At 52.2% G+C, this 21,137-nt stretch carries 11 protein-coding genes and 1 tRNA gene; 10 read left to right on the top strand and 2 right to left on the bottom strand.

The window, feature by feature from the left end:
- Window positions 1-48: 48 nt before the first annotated feature.
- Window positions 49-4,290, bottom strand: a complete 4,242-nt coding sequence (locus tag LKD71_RS13480; RefSeq protein WP_227615866.1) for a 2-hydroxyacyl-CoA dehydratase — start codon at window positions 4,288-4,290, stop codon at window positions 49-51.
- Window positions 4,291-4,554: 264 nt separating this feature from the next.
- Here LKD71_RS13480 and tgt point away from each other — a divergent pair, with 264 nt between their 5' ends.
- The 10 genes from tgt to LKD71_RS13530 all read left to right on the top strand — a co-directional run bounded on the left by tgt (window position 4,555) and on the right by LKD71_RS13530 (window position 20,605).
- A complete protein-coding gene (gene tgt / locus LKD71_RS13485) occupies window positions 4,555-5,685 on the top strand; it encodes a tRNA guanosine(34) transglycosylase Tgt (protein WP_178046075.1) in 1,131 nt (376 codons plus the stop codon).
- 83 nt (window positions 5,686-5,768) lie between these two features.
- Window positions 5,769-6,083: a preprotein translocase subunit YajC gene (yajC, locus tag LKD71_RS13490; RefSeq protein ID WP_178046074.1), complete on the top strand. Its 315-nt coding sequence runs from the start codon at window positions 5,769-5,771 to the stop codon at window positions 6,081-6,083.
- Between the two features lie 123 nt (window positions 6,084-6,206).
- Window positions 6,207-7,292 carry a 3-isopropylmalate dehydrogenase gene (leuB, locus tag LKD71_RS13495; RefSeq protein WP_227615867.1) on the top strand — a complete coding sequence of 362 codons (1,086 nt, stop codon included), beginning with the start codon at window positions 6,207-6,209 and terminating at the stop codon, window positions 7,290-7,292.
- A 21-nt stretch (window positions 7,293-7,313) separates the two neighbouring features.
- On the top strand, window positions 7,314-8,987 hold the full coding sequence (ilvD, locus tag LKD71_RS13500; protein WP_178046072.1) for a dihydroxy-acid dehydratase: 1,674 nt from the start codon (window positions 7,314-7,316) through the stop codon (window positions 8,985-8,987).
- Window positions 8,988-9,009: 22 nt separating this feature from the next.
- Entirely contained in the window at window positions 9,010-10,683 is a 1,674-nt protein-coding gene (gene ilvB / locus LKD71_RS13505) for a biosynthetic-type acetolactate synthase large subunit (protein ID WP_227615868.1), read from the top strand.
- 145 nt (window positions 10,684-10,828) lie between these two features.
- Entirely contained in the window at window positions 10,829-14,698 is a 3,870-nt protein-coding gene (locus tag LKD71_RS13510; protein ID WP_227615869.1) for an ATP-binding protein, read from the top strand.
- Window positions 14,699-14,863: 165 nt separating this feature from the next.
- Window positions 14,864-15,946 carry a 3-phosphoserine/phosphohydroxythreonine transaminase gene (serC, locus tag LKD71_RS13515; protein ID WP_178046645.1) on the top strand — a complete coding sequence of 361 codons (1,083 nt, stop codon included), beginning with the start codon at window positions 14,864-14,866 and terminating at the stop codon, window positions 15,944-15,946.
- Window positions 15,946-17,109 (top strand): phosphoglycerate dehydrogenase, encoded by a 1,164-nt coding sequence (locus LKD71_RS13520; RefSeq protein ID WP_227615871.1) that lies wholly within the window; start codon window positions 15,946-15,948, stop codon window positions 17,107-17,109. Before serC ends, LKD71_RS13520 begins: the two co-directional genes overlap by 1 nt.
- A 161-nt stretch (window positions 17,110-17,270) precedes the next feature.
- Window positions 17,271-19,529 carry a 1,4-alpha-glucan branching protein GlgB gene (glgB, locus tag LKD71_RS13525; RefSeq protein WP_227615870.1) on the top strand — a complete coding sequence of 753 codons (2,259 nt, stop codon included), beginning with the start codon at window positions 17,271-17,273 and terminating at the stop codon, window positions 19,527-19,529.
- Window positions 19,526-20,605: an LCP family protein gene (locus tag LKD71_RS13530; RefSeq protein WP_178044915.1), complete on the top strand. Its 1,080-nt coding sequence runs from the start codon at window positions 19,526-19,528 to the stop codon at window positions 20,603-20,605. Before glgB ends, LKD71_RS13530 begins: the two co-directional genes overlap by 4 nt.
- Window positions 20,606-20,716: 111 nt before the next feature.
- On the opposite strand, the gene LKD71_RS13535 is transcribed toward LKD71_RS13530, so the two are convergent.
- Window positions 20,717-20,789, bottom strand: a tRNA-Thr gene (locus LKD71_RS13535).
- Between the last annotated feature and the right edge of the window lie 348 nt (window positions 20,790-21,137).

Below are 21,137 nucleotides of genomic sequence, written 5' to 3' on the forward strand. Positions count from 1 at the left end.
TTCCCGGACGCCATCATAAAAGGATGGCAGCGGGAACGCTTTTTTTCGCTATGCGTCTTTTTGTGCTTTCAGATTCTTCTGGGCTGTGGAGAGCATCAGCTTGATACGGTTCAGCTGGTTTACTTCGCTGGCACCGGGGTCATAGTCGATGGCCACGATATTTGCCAGCGGATACTGATGGCGGATCTCCTTGATGACGCCTTTACCAACGACATGGTTGGGCAGGCAGCCGAAGGGCTGGGTGCAGACGATATTGTTGACTCCGCTGTGGATCAGTTCGAGCATCTCACCGGTCAGGAACCAGCCCTCGCCGGTCTGGTTTCCGAGAGAGACAATATCCTTGGCATATTTTGCCAGGTCCTCAATGTGGGCCGGCGGCGTGAAGTGACGGCTGGCCTGGAACTCTCTGGCGGCGGCTCCGCGGATCTGCTCCACGAGCTTGATGCCCATGTTGGAAAGAGTAGCGGTGGATTTCTTCATGCCAAGCGCTTCCGCCTTGAAGTTGCTGTTGTAGAAGCAGTAGAGCAGGAAGTCAATGAGGTCCGGCATAACGGCCTCGGCTCCCTCTGCCTCCAGAAGCTCTACCAGATGGTTGTTGGCAGCCGGCAGGAATTTTACCAGGATCTCGCCGACGATGCCGACTTTCGGTCTCTGCTCGTCGGTGATCGGAATGTTGTCAAATTCCCGGATGATCTGACGGCAGATCTTCTTGAACTGGCCGTAGGTCGGATAACGGCTGGAGATGAATTTCTTGCAGATGCCCACCCATTTTTTATGGAGCTTATCTGTGGTGCCCTTCACCTGCTCGTAAGGCCGCATCCGGTAAACGCAGCGCATGAAGACGTCGCCGAAGAAGGCAGCGTAGACGCCGCGGATCAGAAGCTGGGGTGTGAGCTTGAAGCCCGGGTTCTTCTCCAGTCCGCTTAAGTTGATGGAGATAACCGGAATCTGCTCCATGCCGGCTTTCTCCAGGGCCCGGCGGATGAAGCCGATGTAGTTGCTGGCCCGGCAGCCGCCTCCGGTCTGGGAGATCAGGACTGCTGTCTTATTGAGATCATACTTGCCGGAGAGCAGAGCGCTCATGATCTGTCCTACGACGATGATGGAAGGATAGCAGGCGTCGTTGTTTACATATTTAAGGCCGAGGTTTACGGCCTCTCTCTCGTCTCGGTTCAGAACCTCCAGACGGTAGCCGGAGACATTAAAGGCGGTCTCGATGAGGTCGAAATGGATCGGTGTCATCTGGGGACAGAGGATCGTGTAGTCTTTTCGCATTTTCTCGGTGAAGACCACACGGTTGAAGCTGGCGGGAACGACTTTTCGCTCCTCCTTTTTCTCCTCACGGGCGCGGATGGCAGCCAGAAGAGAGCGGACACGGATACGGGCAGCGCCCAGATTGCTGATCTCATCGATCTTCAAGCAGGTATAGATCTTTCCGGAGTTGGCCAGAATATCTTTTACCTGGTCGGTGGTAACGGCGTCCAGACCGCAGCCGAAGGAGTTCAGCTGGATGAGATCCAGATTTTCCGTGGTCTTCACATAGTTGGCAGCGGCATAGAGACGGCTGTGGTACATCCACTGGTCCATGACGATGAGGGGACGCTCCGGCTCATTGAGGTTGGAGATGGAGTCCTCGGTAAGAACGGCCACGCCGTAGGAATTGATGAGCTCCGGAATACCGTGGTTGATCTCGGAATCCACATGGTAGGGTCTTCCTGCCAGAACGATGCCGTGGCGGTTGTTGTCCTTCAGCCATTTTAAGGTCTCCTGACCTTTTTCCCACATGGCCTCTCTGGTCTTTGCCAGCTCGTCCCAGGCCAGGCGGACAGCCTCCTCGATCTCGGAGGCCGGGATTTCCGGAAACTCTTTGGTAAGGCCAAGGGTGATGGTCTCGGGACTCTCGAAGTTCAGGAAGGGATGGCGGAAACGGATGCTGCCGTCCCTAAGTTCGTCGATGTTATTCTTGATGTTTTCCGGATAGGAAGTAACGATGGGGCAGTTGTAATGGTTGTTCGCATCCGGGAACTCTTTCCGCTCGTAAGGAATGCTCGGATAGAAGATCTCCTTGATGCCCTGACGGATGAGCCAGGTCACATGACCGTGAGCCAGCTTGGCGGGATAGCACTCGGACTCACTGGGGATGGACTCGATGCCCAGCTCGTACATTTTGTGGGAGGAGGCCGGTGTGAGGATGACCCGGTATTTCAGCTTCGTGAAGAAGGTGAACCAGAACGGGTAGTTCTCGTACATGTTCAGAACTCTCGGAATACCGATCTCTCCGCGCTCTGCCTCGTCTGCCTCCAGCGGTGTGTAACCGAAGAGGAGTTTATTCTTATATTCAAAAAGGTTCGGGATCTTTTCTTTATTCTTTTCCTTGCCCAGACCGCGCTCGCAGCGGTTTCCGCTGATGAACTGACGGCCGCCGGTGAAGCGATTGATGGTCAGACGGCAGTTGTTAGTGCAGCCTTTACATTTTGCCATCGTGGTGGTGAACTGAAGCTTGTTGATCTTCTCGATGGAGAGCATCGTGGTTTCGGCACCTTCCACATAGCGCTCTCTTGCGATGAGGGCGGCTCCGAAGGCTCCCATGATACCGGCGATATCCGGACGGATGGCCTCGCAGTCGGCGATCTTCTCAAAACTTCTGAGAACTGCGTCGTTGTAGAAGGTTCCTCCCTGGACAACGATGTGGCGGCCGAGCTCTGTGGCGTCGGAAACCTTGATTACCTTATATAAAGCGTTCTTGATGACGGAGTAAGCAAGGCCTGCGGAGATATCGGCGACGGTTGCACCCTCTTTTTGGGCCTGTTTTACCTTGGAGTTCATGAATACGGTACAGCGGGTTCCAAGGTCGATGGGGTTCTCGGCAAAGAGAGCGGCCTTCGCGAAATCCTGGACGCTGTAGTTCAGGGAGTTGGCGAAGTTCTCGATGAAGGAACCGCAGCCGGAAGAACAGGCCTCGTTGAGCTGTACGCTGTCCACGGCGTGATTTTTGATCTTGATGCATTTCATGTCCTGGCCGCCGATGTCAAGGATGCAGTCTACGTTTGGATCAAAGAAGGAAGCAGCGTAGTAATGGGAGATGGTCTCCACCTCGCCTTCGTCCAGCATCAGGGCGGCTTTGATCAGGGCCTCGCCGTAACCGGTGGAGCAGGAGTAGACGATTCTTGCAGTATCCGGCATCAGGGAGTAGATTTCCTGGACGGCGCGGATGGCGGTTTTTAAGGGGCTTCCGTTGTTGCTGCTGTAGAAAGAGTAAAGCAGGCTTCCGTCCTCACCGACGAGGGCTGCCTTTGTGGTGGTGGAACCGGCGTCGATGCCGAGGAAGCAGTTTCCTTCATAGGTGGAAAAGTCTCTCTTGGCCACGCTGTACTGGTTCTGGCGCTCGGTGAACTTCTCATAGGCTTCTCTGGAAGCGAAGAGGGGATCGAGTCGTGCCACCTCAAACTCCAGCTTGATGTTGGAGGAAAGTTTTTTCACCATCTCGGAGAGGGAAACGGAAACCTTCTCGTCGTAGTTCAGCGCGGAACCGATGGCTGCGAAAAGATGGGAGTTCTCCGGGGTGATGGCGTGCTCGTCGTCCAGCTTCAGCGTGCGGATGAAAGCGGCTTTGAGCTCGGAGAGGAAGTGTAAAGGTCCTCCCAGGAAAGCCACATGGCCGCGGATCGGTTTACCGCAGGCCAGGCCGCTGATGGTCTGGTTTACGACCGCCTGGAAAATGGAGGCGGAAAGGTCTTCTTTTGTCGCGCCCTCGTTGATCAGGGGCTGGATATCGGTCTTTGCGAAAACGCCGCAGCGGGCGGCAATGGTGTAAAGAGCTTTATAATCTTTCGCGTATTCATTCAGGCCGGTGGCATCCGTCTGAAGAAGGGAAGCCATCTGGTCGATAAAGGAACCCGTACCGCCGGCACAGATACCGTTCATACGCTGCTCCACATTTCCGCCTTCAAAGTAGATGATCTTCGCGTCCTCACCGCCGAGCTCGATGGCTACGTCCGTCTGGGGAGCGCAATGCTGCAGGGCTGTGGATACGGAAATTACCTCCTGAACAAAAGGAACCCCGAGGTGTTTGGCCAGGGTCAGTCCGCCGGAACCAGTGATCATGGGATGAACGGTGAGTTCCCCTAAGGTGTCGTGGGCTTTTTTCAGAAGAGAAGAAAGAGTCTCTTGGATGTTGGCGAAATGCCGCTCATAGTCAGAAAAGAGCAGATTTTTTTCTTCGTCCAGGATCGCGATCTTCACAGTAGTGGAACCGATGTCGATTCCTAAAGTATATCGGTTTTGCGTCATATGTACTTACAGGAAAATCCTGTGTCCTCCTATTCTCTGTATGGAATAAAACGATGGTGTGTCAGACTCTGAGAGAGAAACTTCCTTTTATAATAAAAGGTTTCTCAGAGCATATGAGGCTATTATAGGGCAAAGCCGGAAAAAATTCAACTGACAAAGATACCAAACTGTCAGCTTCTGAATCGAAACTTGTTGCAAAAAAAGCCATATCACGGTATACTAAACTGATGAGCAATCAATGACGAAAAAAAAGGATGGTGAATCATGTATCAGCTGATAAAAAGAGACGGCAAGGCAAAAAGAGGCCGTTTTACAACCGTACATGGAGTGATTGAGACGCCGGTATTCATGAATGTGGGAACTGCGGCGGCGATCAAGGGCGCAGTCTCCACCATGGATTTACAGGAGATCGGTACCCAGGTGGAGCTCTCCAACACCTATCATCTTCATGTGCGCCCCGGCGACGAGGTTGTGAAGAAGATGGGAGGTCTTCATAAATTTATGGTCTGGGACAAACCGATCCTGACCGATTCCGGCGGATTCCAGGTCTTCTCCCTGGCAGGACTCCGGAAAATCAAGGAGGAGGGCGTGAAGTTCAATTCCCACATCGACGGCAGAAAGATCTTCATGGGACCCGAGGAGAGTATGCAGATTCAGTCTAACTTGGCCTCCACAATCGCGATGGCCTTCGATGAGTGCCCGCCGAGTACCGCCAGCCGGGATTATATCCAGAATTCCGTGGAGCGGACTTACCGCTGGCTCGTTCGATGCAAAAATGAGATGGCCCGCTTAAACAGCCTGCCCGATACGATCAACCCCCATCAGATGCTTTTCGGCATCAACCAGGGCGGTATTTATGAGGATATCCGTATCGAGAATGCTAAGGAGATCGCGAAGCTTGATCTGGACGGCTACGCTGTAGGCGGTCTGGCTGTGGGAGAGTCTCACGAGGAAATGTACCGGATTCTGGACGAGGTTGTGCCCTATCTTCCGTTGGAGAAACCGGTTTACCTGATGGGTGTCGGCACACCGGCCAATATTCTGGAGGCCGTGGACCGGGGCGTGGACTTCTTCGACTGCGTATACCCGAGCCGGAACGGACGTCACGGCCACGTTTACACGAAGTACGGAAAGCTGAACCTTTTCAACGCGAAATATGAGCTGGATCAGAAGCCCATTGAGGAAGGCTGCCAGTGTCCGGCCTGCCGTCATTACAGCAGAGGCTATATCCGTCACCTTCTGAAAGCCAAGGAAATGCTGGGCATGCGTCTCTGCGTGCTCCACAATCTCTATTTCTACAACCATTTAATGGAAGAGATACGCACAGCCATCGAGGAAGGACGCTACAAGGAATTCAAGAAAGCCAAGCTCGAAGGAATGGAACAGGGCGAATAATCAAGAAAAAAGGCTTGATGTATTCGGGAAAATTGTGTATAGTAGTAAGCATGCACAGGCGTTAGCCATAAGGAGGAAAAAATATGTTTTTATTATCAAGTGACACCGCAGCAGCAGGCGGTATCGGCATCGGCTTCACTCTGGTTTACATCGTTGTAATCGTAGTGATCATGTACTTCCTTGCCATCAGACCCCAGAAGAAAGAGCAGAAAAAGCTGAATGCCATGCTGGCAGAGCTGGCTGTAGGCGACAGCGTAGTAACCACCAGCGGTTTCTACGGCGTTGTCATCGACATCACCGATGAGGACGTGATCGTGGAGTTCGGAAGCAACAAGAACTGCCGTATCCCCATGAAAAAAACTGCAATCTCTCAGGTTGAGAAACCGGAAGCAGAATAATTTTACCGAAAAGGCGTTGGATTTTCCAACGTCTTTTTTTATGCATCACTGTAACTTTTTATTGAAAAACAGTGAAAAATGAATTATGATATACTTTAACGCAGCAGAGAAAGGATGATTGTGATGAATTATAAGATAGCAGTGATTTCCGGTGACGGTATCGGTCCGGAGATCGTCCGGGAAGCAAGAAAAGTCCTGGATGTGACAGGAAAAAAATATGGCTTTTCTTTTGACTACACAGATCTTCTCATGGGAGGCGCTTCCATCGACGTGAACGGCGTGCCCCTCACCGACGAGACCACTGAGAAAGCCAAAGCAAGCGATGCAGTCCTGATGGGTTCCATCGGAGGAGACGCCAAGACTTCTTCCTGGTACAAGCTTTCACCGGACAAACGCCCGGAGGCAGGCCTTCTGAAGCTTCGAAAATCATTAAATCTTTTTGCAAATGTGCGGCCGGCTTACCTCTATGAGGAACTGAAAGCAGCCTGCCCCTTAAGAGATGAGATTATCGGCGACGGTTTTGATCTGGTGATTATGAGAGAGCTCACCGGCGGCCTTTACTTCGGTGAGAGAAAGACCATTGAGGAAAACGGTGTGAAAAAAGCTATTGATACCCTGACCTACAGCGAGACCGAGATCCGCCGGATTGCCAGGAGAGGTTTCGATATCGCTATGAAGCGTCGGAAGAAAGTCACCAGCGTGGATAAAGCCAACGTGCTGGATTCTTCCCGTCTCTGGAGAAGCGTTGTGGAAGAAGTGGCGAAGGATTATCCGGAAGTCACCCTCGAGCATATGCTGGTGGACAACTGCGCGATGCAGCTCGTCCGTGATCCGAAGCAGTTCGACGTGATCCTGACCGAGAACATGTTCGGAGATATCCTTTCTGACGAGGCCAGTATGGTGACCGGTTCCATCGGAATGCTTTCCTCCGCCAGCCTCAACGAGACAAAATTCGGTCTCTACGAGCCGAGCCACGGTTCCGCGCCGGATATCGCGGGCCAGGACAAGGCCAACCCCATCGCAACCATTCTTTCCGCAGCCATGATGCTCCGCTTCTCTCTGGATCTTGACGAGGCGGCAGATGCCATCGAGGCAGCGGTAAAACAGGTCCTGAAGGACGGCTATCGCACCGGCGATATCATGTCCGAGGGATGCACCCTGGTGGGAACCGTGAAGATGGGCGATCTGATCGCAGAGAGAATCCAGTAAGAGATAGAAGGAGTGTATATTATGAGAAGTGACGCAGTAAAAAAAGGCGTACAGCAGGCGCCGCACCGTTCTCTTTTTAATGCCCTGGGCTTTACCAAGGAAGAGATGGAGCGTCCCCTGGTTGGTATTGTAAGTTCCTATAATGAGATCGTTCCCGGCCACATGAATCTGGACAAGATCGTGGAGGCTGTAAAAATGGGCGTGGCCATGGCAGGCGGAGTACCGAGAGTATTCCCGGCCATCGCCGTCTGTGACGGTATCGCCATGGGCCATGTGGGCATGAAATATTCTCTGGTTACGAGAGATCTGATCGCTGATTCCACAGAGGCTATGGCAATGGCTCATCAGTTTGATGCTCTGGTTATGGTTCCGAACTGTGACAAAAACGTCCCGGGTCTTCTGATGGCAGCAGCTCGTCTGAATATCCCCACTGTATTTGTCAGCGGCGGCCCGATGCTGGCCGGCCATGTGGAGGGCAGGAAGAGAAGCCTTTCCAGCATGTTCGAGGCAGTAGGAGAGTACACCGCAGGTAAAATCAATGCGGAAGAGCTGGAAGAGTACGAGTGCAAGGTCTGCCCGAGCTGCGGTTCCTGTTCCGGTATGTACACCGCCAACAGCATGAACTGCCTGACCGAGGTTCTCGGCATGGGCCTTCAGGGGAACGGCACGATTCCGGCTGTTTACTCTGAGAGAATCCGTCTTGCGAAAAAAGCTGGCATGCAGGTTATGGAGCTTCTCCGGAAAAACATCCGCCCGAGAGACATTATGACCAGCGAGGCCTTCATGAACGCCCTGACCGTAGATATGGCTCTCGGCTGTTCCACCAACAGCATGCTTCACCTTCCGGCTATCGCTCATGAGGCAGGCGTGGAGCTGAATGTGGATATCGCCAACGAGGTGAGCGCACGGACTCCGAACCTCTGCCATCTGGCGCCGGCAGGCCCGACTTACATGGAGGACCTGAACGAGGCAGGCGGCGTTTATGCCGTGATGAAAGAGCTGACGAAGAAAAATCTTCTGAACCTCGACTGTATGACTGTGACAGGAAAGACCGTCGGCGAAAATATCGCAGACAGCGTCAACCGCAACCCGGAAGTTATCCGCCCCATCGACAATCCCTACAGCACCACCGGCGGCCTGGCTATTCTTAAAGGAAATCTGGCACCGGACTCCGGCGTTGTCAAACGTTCCGCTGTTGTGCCTGAGATGATGGTTCATGAAGGACCGGCCAGAGTCTTCGATTGTGAGGAGGATGCGATCGCAGCCATCCTCGGAGGCAAGATCGTGGCAGGGGATGTGGTTGTCATCCGTTACGAGGGACCGAAAGGCGGCCCGGGCATGCGTGAGATGCTGAATCCGACCTCCGCGATTGCAGGTATGGGTCTTGGTTCCAGCGTAGCCCTCATCACAGACGGCCGTTTCAGCGGAGCTTCCAGAGGAGCCTCCATCGGCCATGTGTCCCCCGAGGCAGCTGTGGGCGGCCCCATCGCTCTGGTGGAGGAGGGAGATATCATCTCCATCAATATTCCAGAGAACAAGCTGGAACTCAAGGTCAGCGATGAAGTGCTGGCTGAGAGAAGAGCGAAATGGCAGCCGAGAGAGCCGAAGATCACTACCGGCTATCTGGCCCGCTATGCAGCCATGGTTACATCCGGAAACCGCGGCGCAATCCTTGAAATCCCGAAGACAAAATAAGTGACTAACTGGAGGAAGAAGAATGAAATTAACAGGTTCCCAGATCGTTGTAGAATGTCTGAAAGAGCAGGGAGTGGATACCGTTTTCGGTTATCCCGGCGGCGCGATCCTGAATATTTATGATGAACTCTATAAACATGACCAGGAGATCCGTCACGTCCTCACCTCCCATGAGCAGGGAGCTTCCCACGCGGCGGACGGCTATGCGAGAGCCACCGGAAAGGTCGGCGTCTGCATGGCTACCTCCGGACCGGGCGCTACCAATCTGGTCACTGGTATCGCCACCGCATACATGGATTCTGTTCCCGTCGTTGCCATCACAGCCAACGTGACCGTCCCCCTTCTGGGCCGGGACAGCTTCCAGGAGATCGACATCACCGGTGTTACGATGCCAATCACAAAGCATAACTTTATCGTAAAAGACGTTACGGAGCTTGCTGATACAATGCGCCGCGCCTTTTTCATCGCCCAGGAAGGCCGTCCCGGTCCTGTCCTGGTAGATATCACGAAAGACGTGACCGCAGCTGTGACGGAATATACCCGTCAGGAGCCCTGGCCGGTTCTGCGGAGCACCGAATATATCAAAGATGCAGATCTTGAGACGGCTGCGGAGATGATCAACAAGAGCGAGCGTCCCTTCCTCTATGTGGGAGGCGGAGCCGTGATCTCCAACGCTTCCGAGGAAGTGCGGGCTCTGGCTCACAAGATCAACGCTCCCGTGGGCGACAGCCTGATGGGAAAAGGCGCTTTCGACGGCAGAGACGAGCTCTACTGCGGCATGATCGGTATGCATGGCACAAAGGCTTCCAACTTCGGTGTGACAGACTGTGATCTGCTCATCGTCATCGGCGCCCGTTTCAGCGACCGTGTGGTTGGAAAGGTCTCCAAGTTTGCCGAGAATGCCAAAATTCTTCAGATCGATGTGGATCCCGCAGAGATCAACAAAAACGTCATGGTGGACGCTTCCATCATCGGCGATGTGAAGGAGGTGCTCAAACGCCTGCTTCCGAAGCTGGATGAGAACGCTCACGAAGACTGGGTAAAACATATCGAGGAGTATAAAAATAAATTCCCGCTGAAATACGATCCTGCAGGTCTCACCGGCCCCTATGTGGTGAAAGAGCTCTACCGGATCACCGAGGGAAATGCTCTGATCGTCACCGAGGTTGGTCAGCATCAGATGTGGGCGGCTCAGTATTATAAATACAAAGAGCCCCATCAGCTTCTGACTTCCGGGGGCCTGGGCACCATGGGTTACGGCCTGGGCGCAGCCATCGGAGCCAAAGTGGGCTGCCCGGAGAAGACCGTCATCAACATCGCCGGAGACGGCTGCTTCCGTATGAATATGAACGAGATCGCCACCGCTGCCCGGTACAACATTCCGGTCATCGAGGTTGTCATCAACAACCATGTTCTGGGAATGGTGCGTCAGTGGCAGACTCTTTTCTACGGAAAACGCTATTCTAACACGATCCTCAACGACAACGTGGATTTCGTGAAGCTGACAGAAGCCATGGGTGCTGTAGGCATCCGCGTGACGAAGAAGGAAGAGTTTGAGCCTGCCCTGCGGAAAGCTATGGAGCTTGGCCGTCCGGTAGTCATCGACTGCATCATCGACAAAGATGACAAGGTATTCCCGATGGTTCCTGCAGGAGCAGCCATCGAGGAAGTCTTCGATCAGGATGACTTGAAATAAAAATCATTAGCTGCATATACAAAGAAAGAGCCCATAATCAAAAATGGGCTCTTTTTTTATCCGCGGGTGGTGGATTTGCTGGTAAAAGCTTTCGCGTTGTGGTACAATAAATTTTATATACTAAGGAAGATTGGGGCCGTTTTAAATGGTATCGCGGAAAGACATAGAAGATTTTTACAAAAAATATAAGAAAAATTTGGATGCGGAAGCGCAGGTGATCGACCGCCTTCTTCAGGCGGAGGATCAGGAAATCTGGCTGGAGAAGCTGAGGAAGAAAGCCAGGTCCATGAGAAACCTTTACATTGAGAACGAGGCTCTTCTGAATCTCTATGTCCGTCCGTTCTTGAGCGGAGAGGTTCTTTTAAACGATGAGCTGGCTGACTGCTTCCTCCATGAGATCATCGACTGCAGAGCAGAGGGCTACGAGGATGATCTGGCCTTCCGGGAAGTGACAGAGCTTCTGAATGGCTATTTCAGGGAGACGAAGAACCGGGGCGGCGAGATCTGGTGCCTGAACATTCTGGGCGGCTTGTACAACGCGGGCTCCGGGGAAGGCGACGGGGAGCGGAGCAAGGCATATTTCCAGCAGATTGTGGAGCGAAAGGATCTCTATTTTGAGATCGAAGATCTGGGTGTGCGAAAAAGGATCATTTACGCTTTTTATAATCATCCCGTGGTATCGGTCAATTTCCGTCAGGTAAGCTGTGAGGAGCTCTTGAGGATTCTGGATGAGGCTATGGATTTTTATAACGACCCCAGAGTACGGGAAAAAGACGGAGAAAATCTGGACTTTGACGAGCTCATCGACGAGCTGAATTATGACGTTTTAGGAAACTATATCTGCGGTTCGGACCGGGCGGATGTGACGGATGAATTTCTGATTCGCGGAGAAAAAGTTCTGGGGGCGCTTTACGAGGCAGAGCTGAAGAAAAATCCCAACCGTTTCGAGATGCCCGATGAGATTTACTGCAACTACCATCGCTGTCTCTTTTTCCTTGGAAAAATGAGCTGCACGGATTTTGTGGAGGATTACTGGGCCTTCTGCAGCTATATTCTGGAAAATGAGCCCCTGGGCAGCCAGAAGGGCGTGGAATTTTATGACAGCCGGGTCTTTCAAATCGCGACAGTCCATCTGACGAATATTCTCTATGTGATCGTCCACTACAAAGACGAGTACCACGGCGACCGGGAGATCTGGAAGAAATGTGCGGACCAGTATCTGAACATCATCCGCAACCTTCCCCGGACCGGAAATAGTGCCTTTGTAAACGATATGGTGACCCGGTCACTGGCAGATTTTATTGAGCTGGTGGATGAGGGGGAGGTGGATTTCAACCTCCTGATGAACGCCACTCTGAACCGGGACGAGGAAACCCTTCTTCATTCCTCCATGGTGGGCCAGATCGCGGCACGGATTATGGAAAGCGTTTTCACCAACTGCCCCGACCTTCTGGTGGGGTCTCTGGACTGCCAGAACGTTGTGGAGGTCTTTGAAAACCGGGAAAAAATCATGACCTACGTCAATGAGGCAGCTCAGGTCTTCGATATCGGAAAGATCAAGATCGGCGAGATCATCAACAAACAGTCCCGTCAGCTGACGGAGCGGGAGCGGAAAAGAATCCGAAAGCACTGTGAGGATGGCTATGAAATTACCCGGAAGGGAAAGTTGCTCCGGAAGTACGGCGACGTTGTACTGGGCCATCATAAATCCTACGACGGAAAAATGGGATATCCGGCAGATTTTGACAACACCGCCTCGCCTTATCGTTTTTTTATCGAGCTCATCCACATCGCGGACAGCATGGATGCGGCCACTGACAGTCTCGAGAGAAGCTATAAAGGTGGAATCCGTTTTCAGCAGTTTCTGGATGAACTGGAGCAGGGCTGCGGCTCACTCTATTCTCCGGAGCTGGTGGATCTCCTTCGCTCCGACCAGGCGCTTCAGGAGGATCTGACTTATCTTCTGAGCGCCGGAAGGAACCGGATTTATTATGATATTTTCGGCACTCTGGTTCGGGAGGAGACGAAGGAAAGCGAGGAAGAAGAGGCTGCGCTTCCCCTGCTTCGTGAGTTTTTCTGTCTGGACGATATCCGCAACTTTCTGGAGACTGCCGGAAAGAGCCAGGGCGCTTCCTTTGCCCTGAAGGATGAGAAAGGCCTCATTTGGGAAAGCGGAGAAAGCGGGGATGGAGAGAGCTTTCTGGAACCTATTTCCCTTCACGGAAAGACCATTGGTCAGCTTCAGGTAAAGGTGAAGCCGGACAGCACTTTTTCTGAGGAGCAGCGGCAAAGTCTGGCTGTACTTTGCCGTTCTCTTCTGACCAAAGAGTACGAAAATACCTGTCTGGTGAAAAAATATGAGAGTGACTTTGACGAGCGGGACGATCTTCTGAACATGATGCAGGAGCGCGGAAATGAAAACCTGGGATTGATCCACGCGCTGGCGGAGGATTTTCTCCTGATTCTCTATGTGAACATGCGAACCGGCGGGTATAAGGTCTCTCACAGAAATTTAGGCGGCTGTTTCCGGAACCTGCACAGCGGCTATTATGACGATTTCCGCAAGGATGTGCTGGCGAAGGCTGTCTGGCCGGAGGACTGGGAGACGATCCATGGAAGCCTGCGGCTCCATGAGATCTCCAGGTTTTTTGTGAAGCTGGGAGGCATCTTTGAGACGGAGCTTCGCCTGGAGACAGGGGAAGGCTATCGCTGGGTGCGTCTTCGTTTTACCCAGCTGGAGGAGCAGAACACAATCCCCAGCGTCATGTCCGTTTCATTCCAGGATATTCACGAGACGAAGAGCCGGAGCGAGCAGATGAACGAGGCTCTGAAGGAGGCCTACCATACGGCGGAGGGAGCCAACCGGGCCAAGAGCCTTTTCCTCTCCAGCATGTCCCACGATATCCGTACTCCCATGAACGGCATTGTCGGAATGACGGCCATCGCCATGAAAAATCTGGACAACCGGGAGCGGGTGGAGGACTGCTTAAGAAAGATCGACGACTCCTCCAGGCTTCTCTTAAGCCTCATCAACGATGTCCTTGATATGTCCAAAATCGAGAGTGGCCGGATGGAACTGAGCCGCCAGCGGATTTCCCTGAAAAAGCTGATGAACGAATCGGCGGAGGTCACAGCGACGGAAGCTCGGAAAAAGAAACAGGATTTCCGGGTGGAGATCGATCTCATCCACGAGTACGTCCAGGGCGATCCTGTGCGCCTTCGCCAGGTATTTATCAACCTTGTCTCCAACGCTGTGAAATATACGCCGGAGGGCGGCCGGATCCGCATGCGCCTGATGGAATTTCCGAATAAAACGGGCGAAGAGTGCCGCTACCGCTTCCAGGTGGAGGATAACGGCATCGGTATGTCGAAGGAGTTTCTTGAAAAGGTTTTCGAACCCTTTACGAGAGCTGATAACAGCATGACCCAGAAGAACCAGGGAACGGGACTCGGCCTTTCCATCACCCATTCCGTGGTGGAGATGATGGGCGGCGTCATCGAGGTGAAGAGCGAACCTGGAAAAGGAAGCATTTTTACCGTCATCTTACAGTTCTCGGCAGAAGAAGCACCAGAGAAAAAAGAAGAAAGCGGCCAGGAGAAAAAACGGCCGGCTGCAAGCTTTGAAGGCTTCCGAGCTCTTCTGGCGGAGGATAACGAGCTTAACCGGGAGATCGCCGAAACCTTCCTGGAGGACTTTGGTATAAAGGCAGAGTCCGTTGTCAACGGACAGGAGGCAGTGGAGCTTCTGAAAAAACGCGGCGATGGCTACTTCGATGTGGTCTTTATGGATATCCAGATGCCGGTGATGAACGGCTACCAGGCGACCCGGGCCATCCGGGAGCTTCATACCCCCTATACCGATCAGCTTCCCATCATTGCCATGACGGCCAATGCCTTTGCGGAGGATGTGCAGGAGGCTTTCCGGGCCGGCATGAACGAGCATGTCACCAAGCCGGTGGATGTGCGGAAACTGGCCCTGGTTCTTGATAAATATCTGAGTAGAACAGACCGATGAGCGACTCCTTTCCGGGGAAAACGGAAACCTGGAAAGGAGTTTTTTACATTAAAACTGTCTGTGCAATAAAGACAAGTGTAACCGGTAGGAAAATAAAGGGTTGACAATTCTTTCACAACGCGCTACACTTTAGTGAATTAAAGAGATAAGAGGAGGAAGCAAGTAGTGAAGAGAGTGTACAATTTTTCAGCTGGACCGGCTTGTCTGCCGGAAGAAGTATTAAAAGAAGCTGCGGAGGAAATGCTGGATTACAACGGTTCCGGAATGTCCGTGATGGAAATGAGTCACCGATCTTTGGCTTTCGACCAGATCATCAGGACCGCAGAACAGGATTTAAGGGATCTGATGCAGATTCCTGACAACTATAAAGTGCTTTTCTTGCAGGGCGGAGCGTCCCAGCAGTTCGCCATGATCCCCATGAACCTTATGAAGAACCGCGTGGCCGATTATATCGTCACCGGCCAGTGGGCGAAGAAGGCATGGCAGGAAGCACAGAAATACGGAAAGGCCAACAAGATCGCCTCTTCCGAGGATAAGACCTTTTCCTATATCCCGGACTGCAGCGATCTTCCTATCAGCCCGGATGCGGATTACGTCTACATCTGTGAAAACAATACGATTTACGGAACAAAATTCAAAGAACTCCCCAACACGAAAGGAAAGACTCTGGTGGCTGACGTGTCCTCCTGTTTCCTTTCCGAACCGGTGGATGTGACAAAATACGGCATTATCTACGGCGGCGTCCAGAAGAACATCGGCCCGGCCGGCATGGTCATCGCCATCATCCGTGAGGACCTTATCACTGAGGATGTCCTTCCGGGAACGCCCACGATGCTTACCTACAAGACCCACGCGGATGCGGGTTCTCTCTACAACACCCCCAACTGCTACTGCATTTACATGTGCGGCAAGGTCTTCAAATGGCTGAAAAAGAACGGCGGTCTCGCTGCCATGAAGGAAAAGAATGAGAAAAAAGCGGCGATTCTTTATAATTATCTCGACGAGAGCCGTCTCTTCCATGGCACCGTGGAAAAGAAAGACCGTTCCCTCATGAATGTGCCCTTTGTCACCGGCGATAAAGAGCTGGATGCCAAATTCGTCAAAGAGGCAGAGGCGGCAGGTCTTGTGAACCTGAAAGGCCACAGAACCGTGGGCGGCATGAGAGCCAGCATCTACAACGCCATGCCGCTGGAAGGCGTGGAGGCTCTCGTTGCCTTTATGAAAAAGTTTGAGGAGGAGAATGCGTGATGTTTAAATATACCTGCCTGAATGCGATTTCCGAGAAAGGCACGAGCCTTTTCGGAGCGGATTTTGAGAAAACAGAAGATATCAGGGAAGCCGACGCGGTCATGATCCGCAGCGCTTCCATGCATGAGATGGAACTTCCTCCGATGCTGGAGGCCGTGGCGAGAGCCGGAGCCGGCGTCAATAACATTCCCCTGGAAAAATGCGCGGAGCAGGGCATCGTGGTCTTCAACACCCCGGGAGCCAATGCCAACGGCGTGAAAGAGCTGGTTCTGGCCGGCCTGCTCCTGGCTTCGAGAGATATCATCGGCGGTGTCGCCTGGGTCCAGGGTGAAAAGGATAGCGAGGACCTTGGAAAACGGGCCGAGAAGGAGAAAAAGCATTTTGCCGGCTGCGAGCTCAAAGGAAAGAAGCTCGGCATCATCGGCCTGGGAGCCATCGGCGTTCTCGTGGCCAACGCGGCAGTCAATCTGGATATGGAGGTCTACGGCTATGATCCCTACATTTCCGTGGACGGCGCCTGGAAGCTCTCCAGAGACATCCATCATATCCAGGATGTGAACGATATCTACCGGGAATGCGATTATATCACGATCCATGTGCCGCTGCTCGACAGCACGAAAGAGATGATCAACGCCGATGCCCTGAATCAGATGAAGGACGGCGTGGTGATCCTGAATTTTGCCAGAGACCTTCTGGTGGATGAGAAAGCCATGATCGACGCCCTGAACCAGGGAAAAGTAAAACGCTATGTCGTGGACTTCCCCACACCGGCCATCGCGAAGACACCGGGAGCTATTGTGATTCCTCATCTCGGGGCTTCCACCCAGGAGTCCGAGGACAACTGCGCGAGAATGGCTGCGGAAGAGCTCATCGATTACCTCGAAAACGGAAACATCCGCCATTCCGTCAACTATCCGGACTGCGAGATGGGTGTCTGCCAGGAGGCCTGCCGTATCGCCATCAACCACCGGAACATCAAGAACATGATCGGTCAGTTTACCACCCTGTTCGGCGAGGCGGATATCAACATCGCGAAGATGCTCAACAAGAGCAAAGGAAATTACGCCTATTCCCTTTTCGACCTGGAAAATCACCCCTCAGAGGCGGTTCTCGAAAGCCTGAAAAAAATCGACGGCGTCTTAAAAGTCCGTATCTTAAAGTAAAAAGCAAGAGGCTGCGTCACGCAGCCTTTTGGCGTTTCTGGGGCTGCAAAAAGGAAATATATGAAAAAAGCTTGAAAGTGAAAGTAAATATGGTAAAATTATGACAGCGGCGGAGCGGAAGTTCCGCGCAAAATAAAGGATACAAGGGGAGGTGTGTTGGGATGAACGAAAGACTGTATAACCTGATGGACTGGGCAGAGATCGAGGCAGTCACTTATGCGGAGACCGATAACCCGCACAGTCTTTTGGGAGCACAGGTCACGGATGAGGGCATCCTGATTCAGACATTTGTTCCCACGGCAGCAGCCATCAGTGTTGTATGCGGAAAGAAAACGTACCCAATGGAACTGGAGGATGAGGCGGGCTTTTTTGCAGCCCTGATTCCTGGAAAAAGGATTCCGTCTTATACACTGCAGGTGACCTTTGACAGTGGAGATACGGCCTGCTGGCAGAATCCCTACGATTTTGAGCCGCAGATCACGGAGAAGGAGCTGAAACGCTTCCGGGCGGGGATCTGCTATGATATCTATGAGAAACTGGGAGCCCATCCCATGACCGTGAAGGGAGTTCCCGGCGTCTATTTTGCCGTCTGGGCGCCTCATGCCATGCGCGTGAGTCTGGTGGGTGACTTTGATCTCTGGGACGGCCGCAGGCTTCCCATGAGAAGACTTTCGGATTCCGGTATTTTTGAACTGTTTGTGCCGGGACTTCCGGTGGGAACTCTTTATAAATATGAGATCAAGGCGAAGAACGGCCTTGTTTTCCTGAAAGTAGACCCCTACGCCAATGAGACGGAAGAGCAGCCGGGAACAGCCTCCGTGGTGACGGAGCTTTCCGGTTTTGAGTGGAAAGATCAGGACTGGATGGCCGGAAGGAAGAAGCATGACTTGAAAAAAGAGGCCATGGCCGTCTACGAGATGCATCTCGCTTCCTGGAAAAAGAAAGAAAACGGTGAAATTTACAATTTCCGGGAACTGGCTCCTCTGGTGGCCTCCTATGTGAAGAAGATGAATTACACCCATGTGGAGCTTATGCCCGTCATGGAGCATTTTTCTGAGGAATTCTGGGGTTACCAGGTCACCGGTTATTATGCGCCGGCGAGACAGTACGGAACGCCTGAGGATTTCATGTATTTCATGGATTACCTTCACCGGGAAGGAATCGGCGTGATTCTGGACTGGGTTCCGGCTCATTTTCCAAAGTATGATTTTGGCCTGGGCGGTTTCGACGGCACCTGCCTTTACGAGCATCCCGATCCCCGGCGGGGCATCCATCCCGAGTGGGGTACCTACGTTTTCGATTATGGCAAGCCGGAGGTTTCTAACTTCCTCATCGCCAACGCTCTTTTCTGGGCGGAAAAATATCATGCCGACGGTCTTAGGATGAATGCTGTGGCTTCCATGCTCTATCTGGATTACGGCCGTCAGGGCGGCGAGTGGGCTGCCAATATGTACGGCGGAAATGAGAATCTCGAGGCAGTGGAATTTTTCAAACATTTAAATTCCATCTTTAAGAAAAAAGAGCCCGGCGCCGTTCTCATCGCAGAGGAGTCAGCTGCCTGGCCCGGCGTCACCACTCCGGTGGAAGAGGACGGACTTGGCTTTGATTTCAAATGGAACACCGGCTGGACTGATGATCTTCTGGGCTACATGAGCCTGGATCCGATCTTCCGCGGGTATCATCATGGCGAGCTGACCTTTAGCATGATCTATGCCTACAGTGAGGACTACATGCTGACTTTTTCCCATGACGACATCGTGAACGGAAAGGAATCCATGATCCGGAAAATGCCGGGCAGAACGGCCCAGCAGGAGGCAAACCTGAGAGTTGCCTACGCCTATATGGTGGCCCATCCCGGAAAGAAGCTCCTTTTCATGGGACAGGAGTTTGCCCAGGAGGAAGACTGGAAGGCGGAAAAAGAGCTGGAATGGGATCTTCTGGAAAAGGAAGAGCATCTGGAAATGCAGCGGTTTGTCAGTGAACTGAATGATTTTTATCGTAAGCATCCTGCTCTTTACCGTATGGATTATGACCCTGAGGGCTTCGAGTGGATCAACAGCATCTCCGCCAATGAAAATATGCTTGTTTTCACGAGAAATACGGAGAAAAAAGAAGATACCCTTCTGGTGGTGGCCAATTTCTCGCCTGTCACCTATGAAAAGCACACGGTGGGCGTGCTCTGGCCGGGAAAATACAAGGAGATTTTCAACAGTGACCGGAAGGAATACGGCGGCAGCGGGGCCGGAAACCCCAGAGTAAAACAATCCAGAAAGGAAGAGTGCGACGGCAGGAAGGATTCCATCACGATTACCGTTCCTCCCATGAGCGTTCTTTTCTTTGCCTACACGGGGACCGCTCCCAGAGCGGCAACCAACCGGGAGGCAAAAATGGATAATAAGAAAAAACAGGAGGAATTATGAGAAAACAGAAGAAAAAGCATACCGTGTTGAAGGTGATCCTGCTGATCGTACTGATCCTGCTCCTTGTAGCAACAGGAGGAGCCTTCTGGGTGTACCAGAAATTCAGCGATACGGTAGGAGAGATGAATTACCGGGAACTGGAAAGCGATAAACTTGAGATCAACCAGCAGGTGAAAGAGAACAAGGCCTTAAAAGGCTATACCAACATTGCTCTCTTCGGCCTGGATTCCCGCGAAGGAAATCTGGAGCAGGCCAACAGCGATACCATCATTATCGCCAGCATCAACAACGACACGAAAGAGATCAAGATGGTCTCCGTTTACCGTGATACTTACCTCAATATCGGTAATGATATGTATCGGAAAGCCAATGCGGCTTACGCCAACGGCGGTCCCGAGTGGGCAGTCAGCATGCTGAACACGAACCTGGACCTGGATATCAAAGAGTTTGTCTCCGTGGACTTCAATGCCCTGGTAGACCTCATCGATGCTATCGGCGGAATCGAGATTACCGTGGACGAGGAAGAGGCAGGTTATGTAAACGGCTACTGCGTGGAGACCTCCCAGGTGACCGGAAAATCCTATGAAGACCTTCCCGGCGCAGGCACCTATCTCATGAGCGGTGTACAGGCTGTCTCCTACACCCGTATCCGTTATACCTCCGGAAATGACTTCAAGAGAACCGAGAGACAGAGAGAGGTCATCGGAAAGATCGTGGATAAAGTGAAGACTATGGGTATCAGCAATCTGATGGATCTGGCTCACACGATGTTCCCGAAGGTGCTCACCAGCTTCTCTGAGACCGAGCTCATCAAGCTTGGCCTGAATATCCTCAACTACAAGCTGGGCTCCTCCACGGGCTTCCCCTTCGCTCACCGCACGAGCCAGAGCGATTACAACGAGGTTCCCGTCACCCTGGAAAGCAATGTGATCCAGCTCCATGAGTACCTTTTCGGTACGACCGACTATCAGCCCTCCGACACCGTCATCGCCCGCAGCCAGGAGATCATCAACGCCACCGGTTACGACGATCCCTCCCTTGCAAGCACCGAAAACTACAGTACAGGCGAAGAGTAAAGTAATAGAAGAAAAGGCATCCCGCGTGAAAGTGTGGGGTGCCTTTTTATAGAAATACAGTATAGAAATACAGTCAAAAAAAGGCCCGCTTTCTGTGGACCCAATAAAAAAAGCTCCCGGCCGGATTCGAACCGGCGACCTACGCATTACGAATGCGTTGCTCTACCAGCTGAGCCACGGAAGCTTATCAAGCGCTTTGCGCTGACTCATACATTATATACGGGATTCCCGGATTTGGCAAGTGTTTTTTGGAAAAAAGTGAAAAAAGTGAAATTAATATATTTTTGGAAAAAACTTGAAAAAAGTAGTTGACAATCCGGCGGCAGTGGTGTATTATACTCACTGTCGCCGATGAAATTGATTGAACTGCTCGAACAATTCAAACAATTATAACTTTTGAAGCTTTCAAAAAAAATGAAAAAAGTGGTTGACAAACAAAAGAAACTGTGATAGAATATAAAAGCTGTCGCAAGAGAGCAAATGAAATCACAGAGAACCTTGATAACTGAACAGTGACATATCCTTGAAAGTT

Source organism: Fusicatenibacter faecihominis (assembly GCF_020686945.1).
GTDB classification, from domain to species: Bacteria; Bacillota; Clostridia; order Lachnospirales; family Lachnospiraceae; genus Limivivens; species Limivivens faecihominis.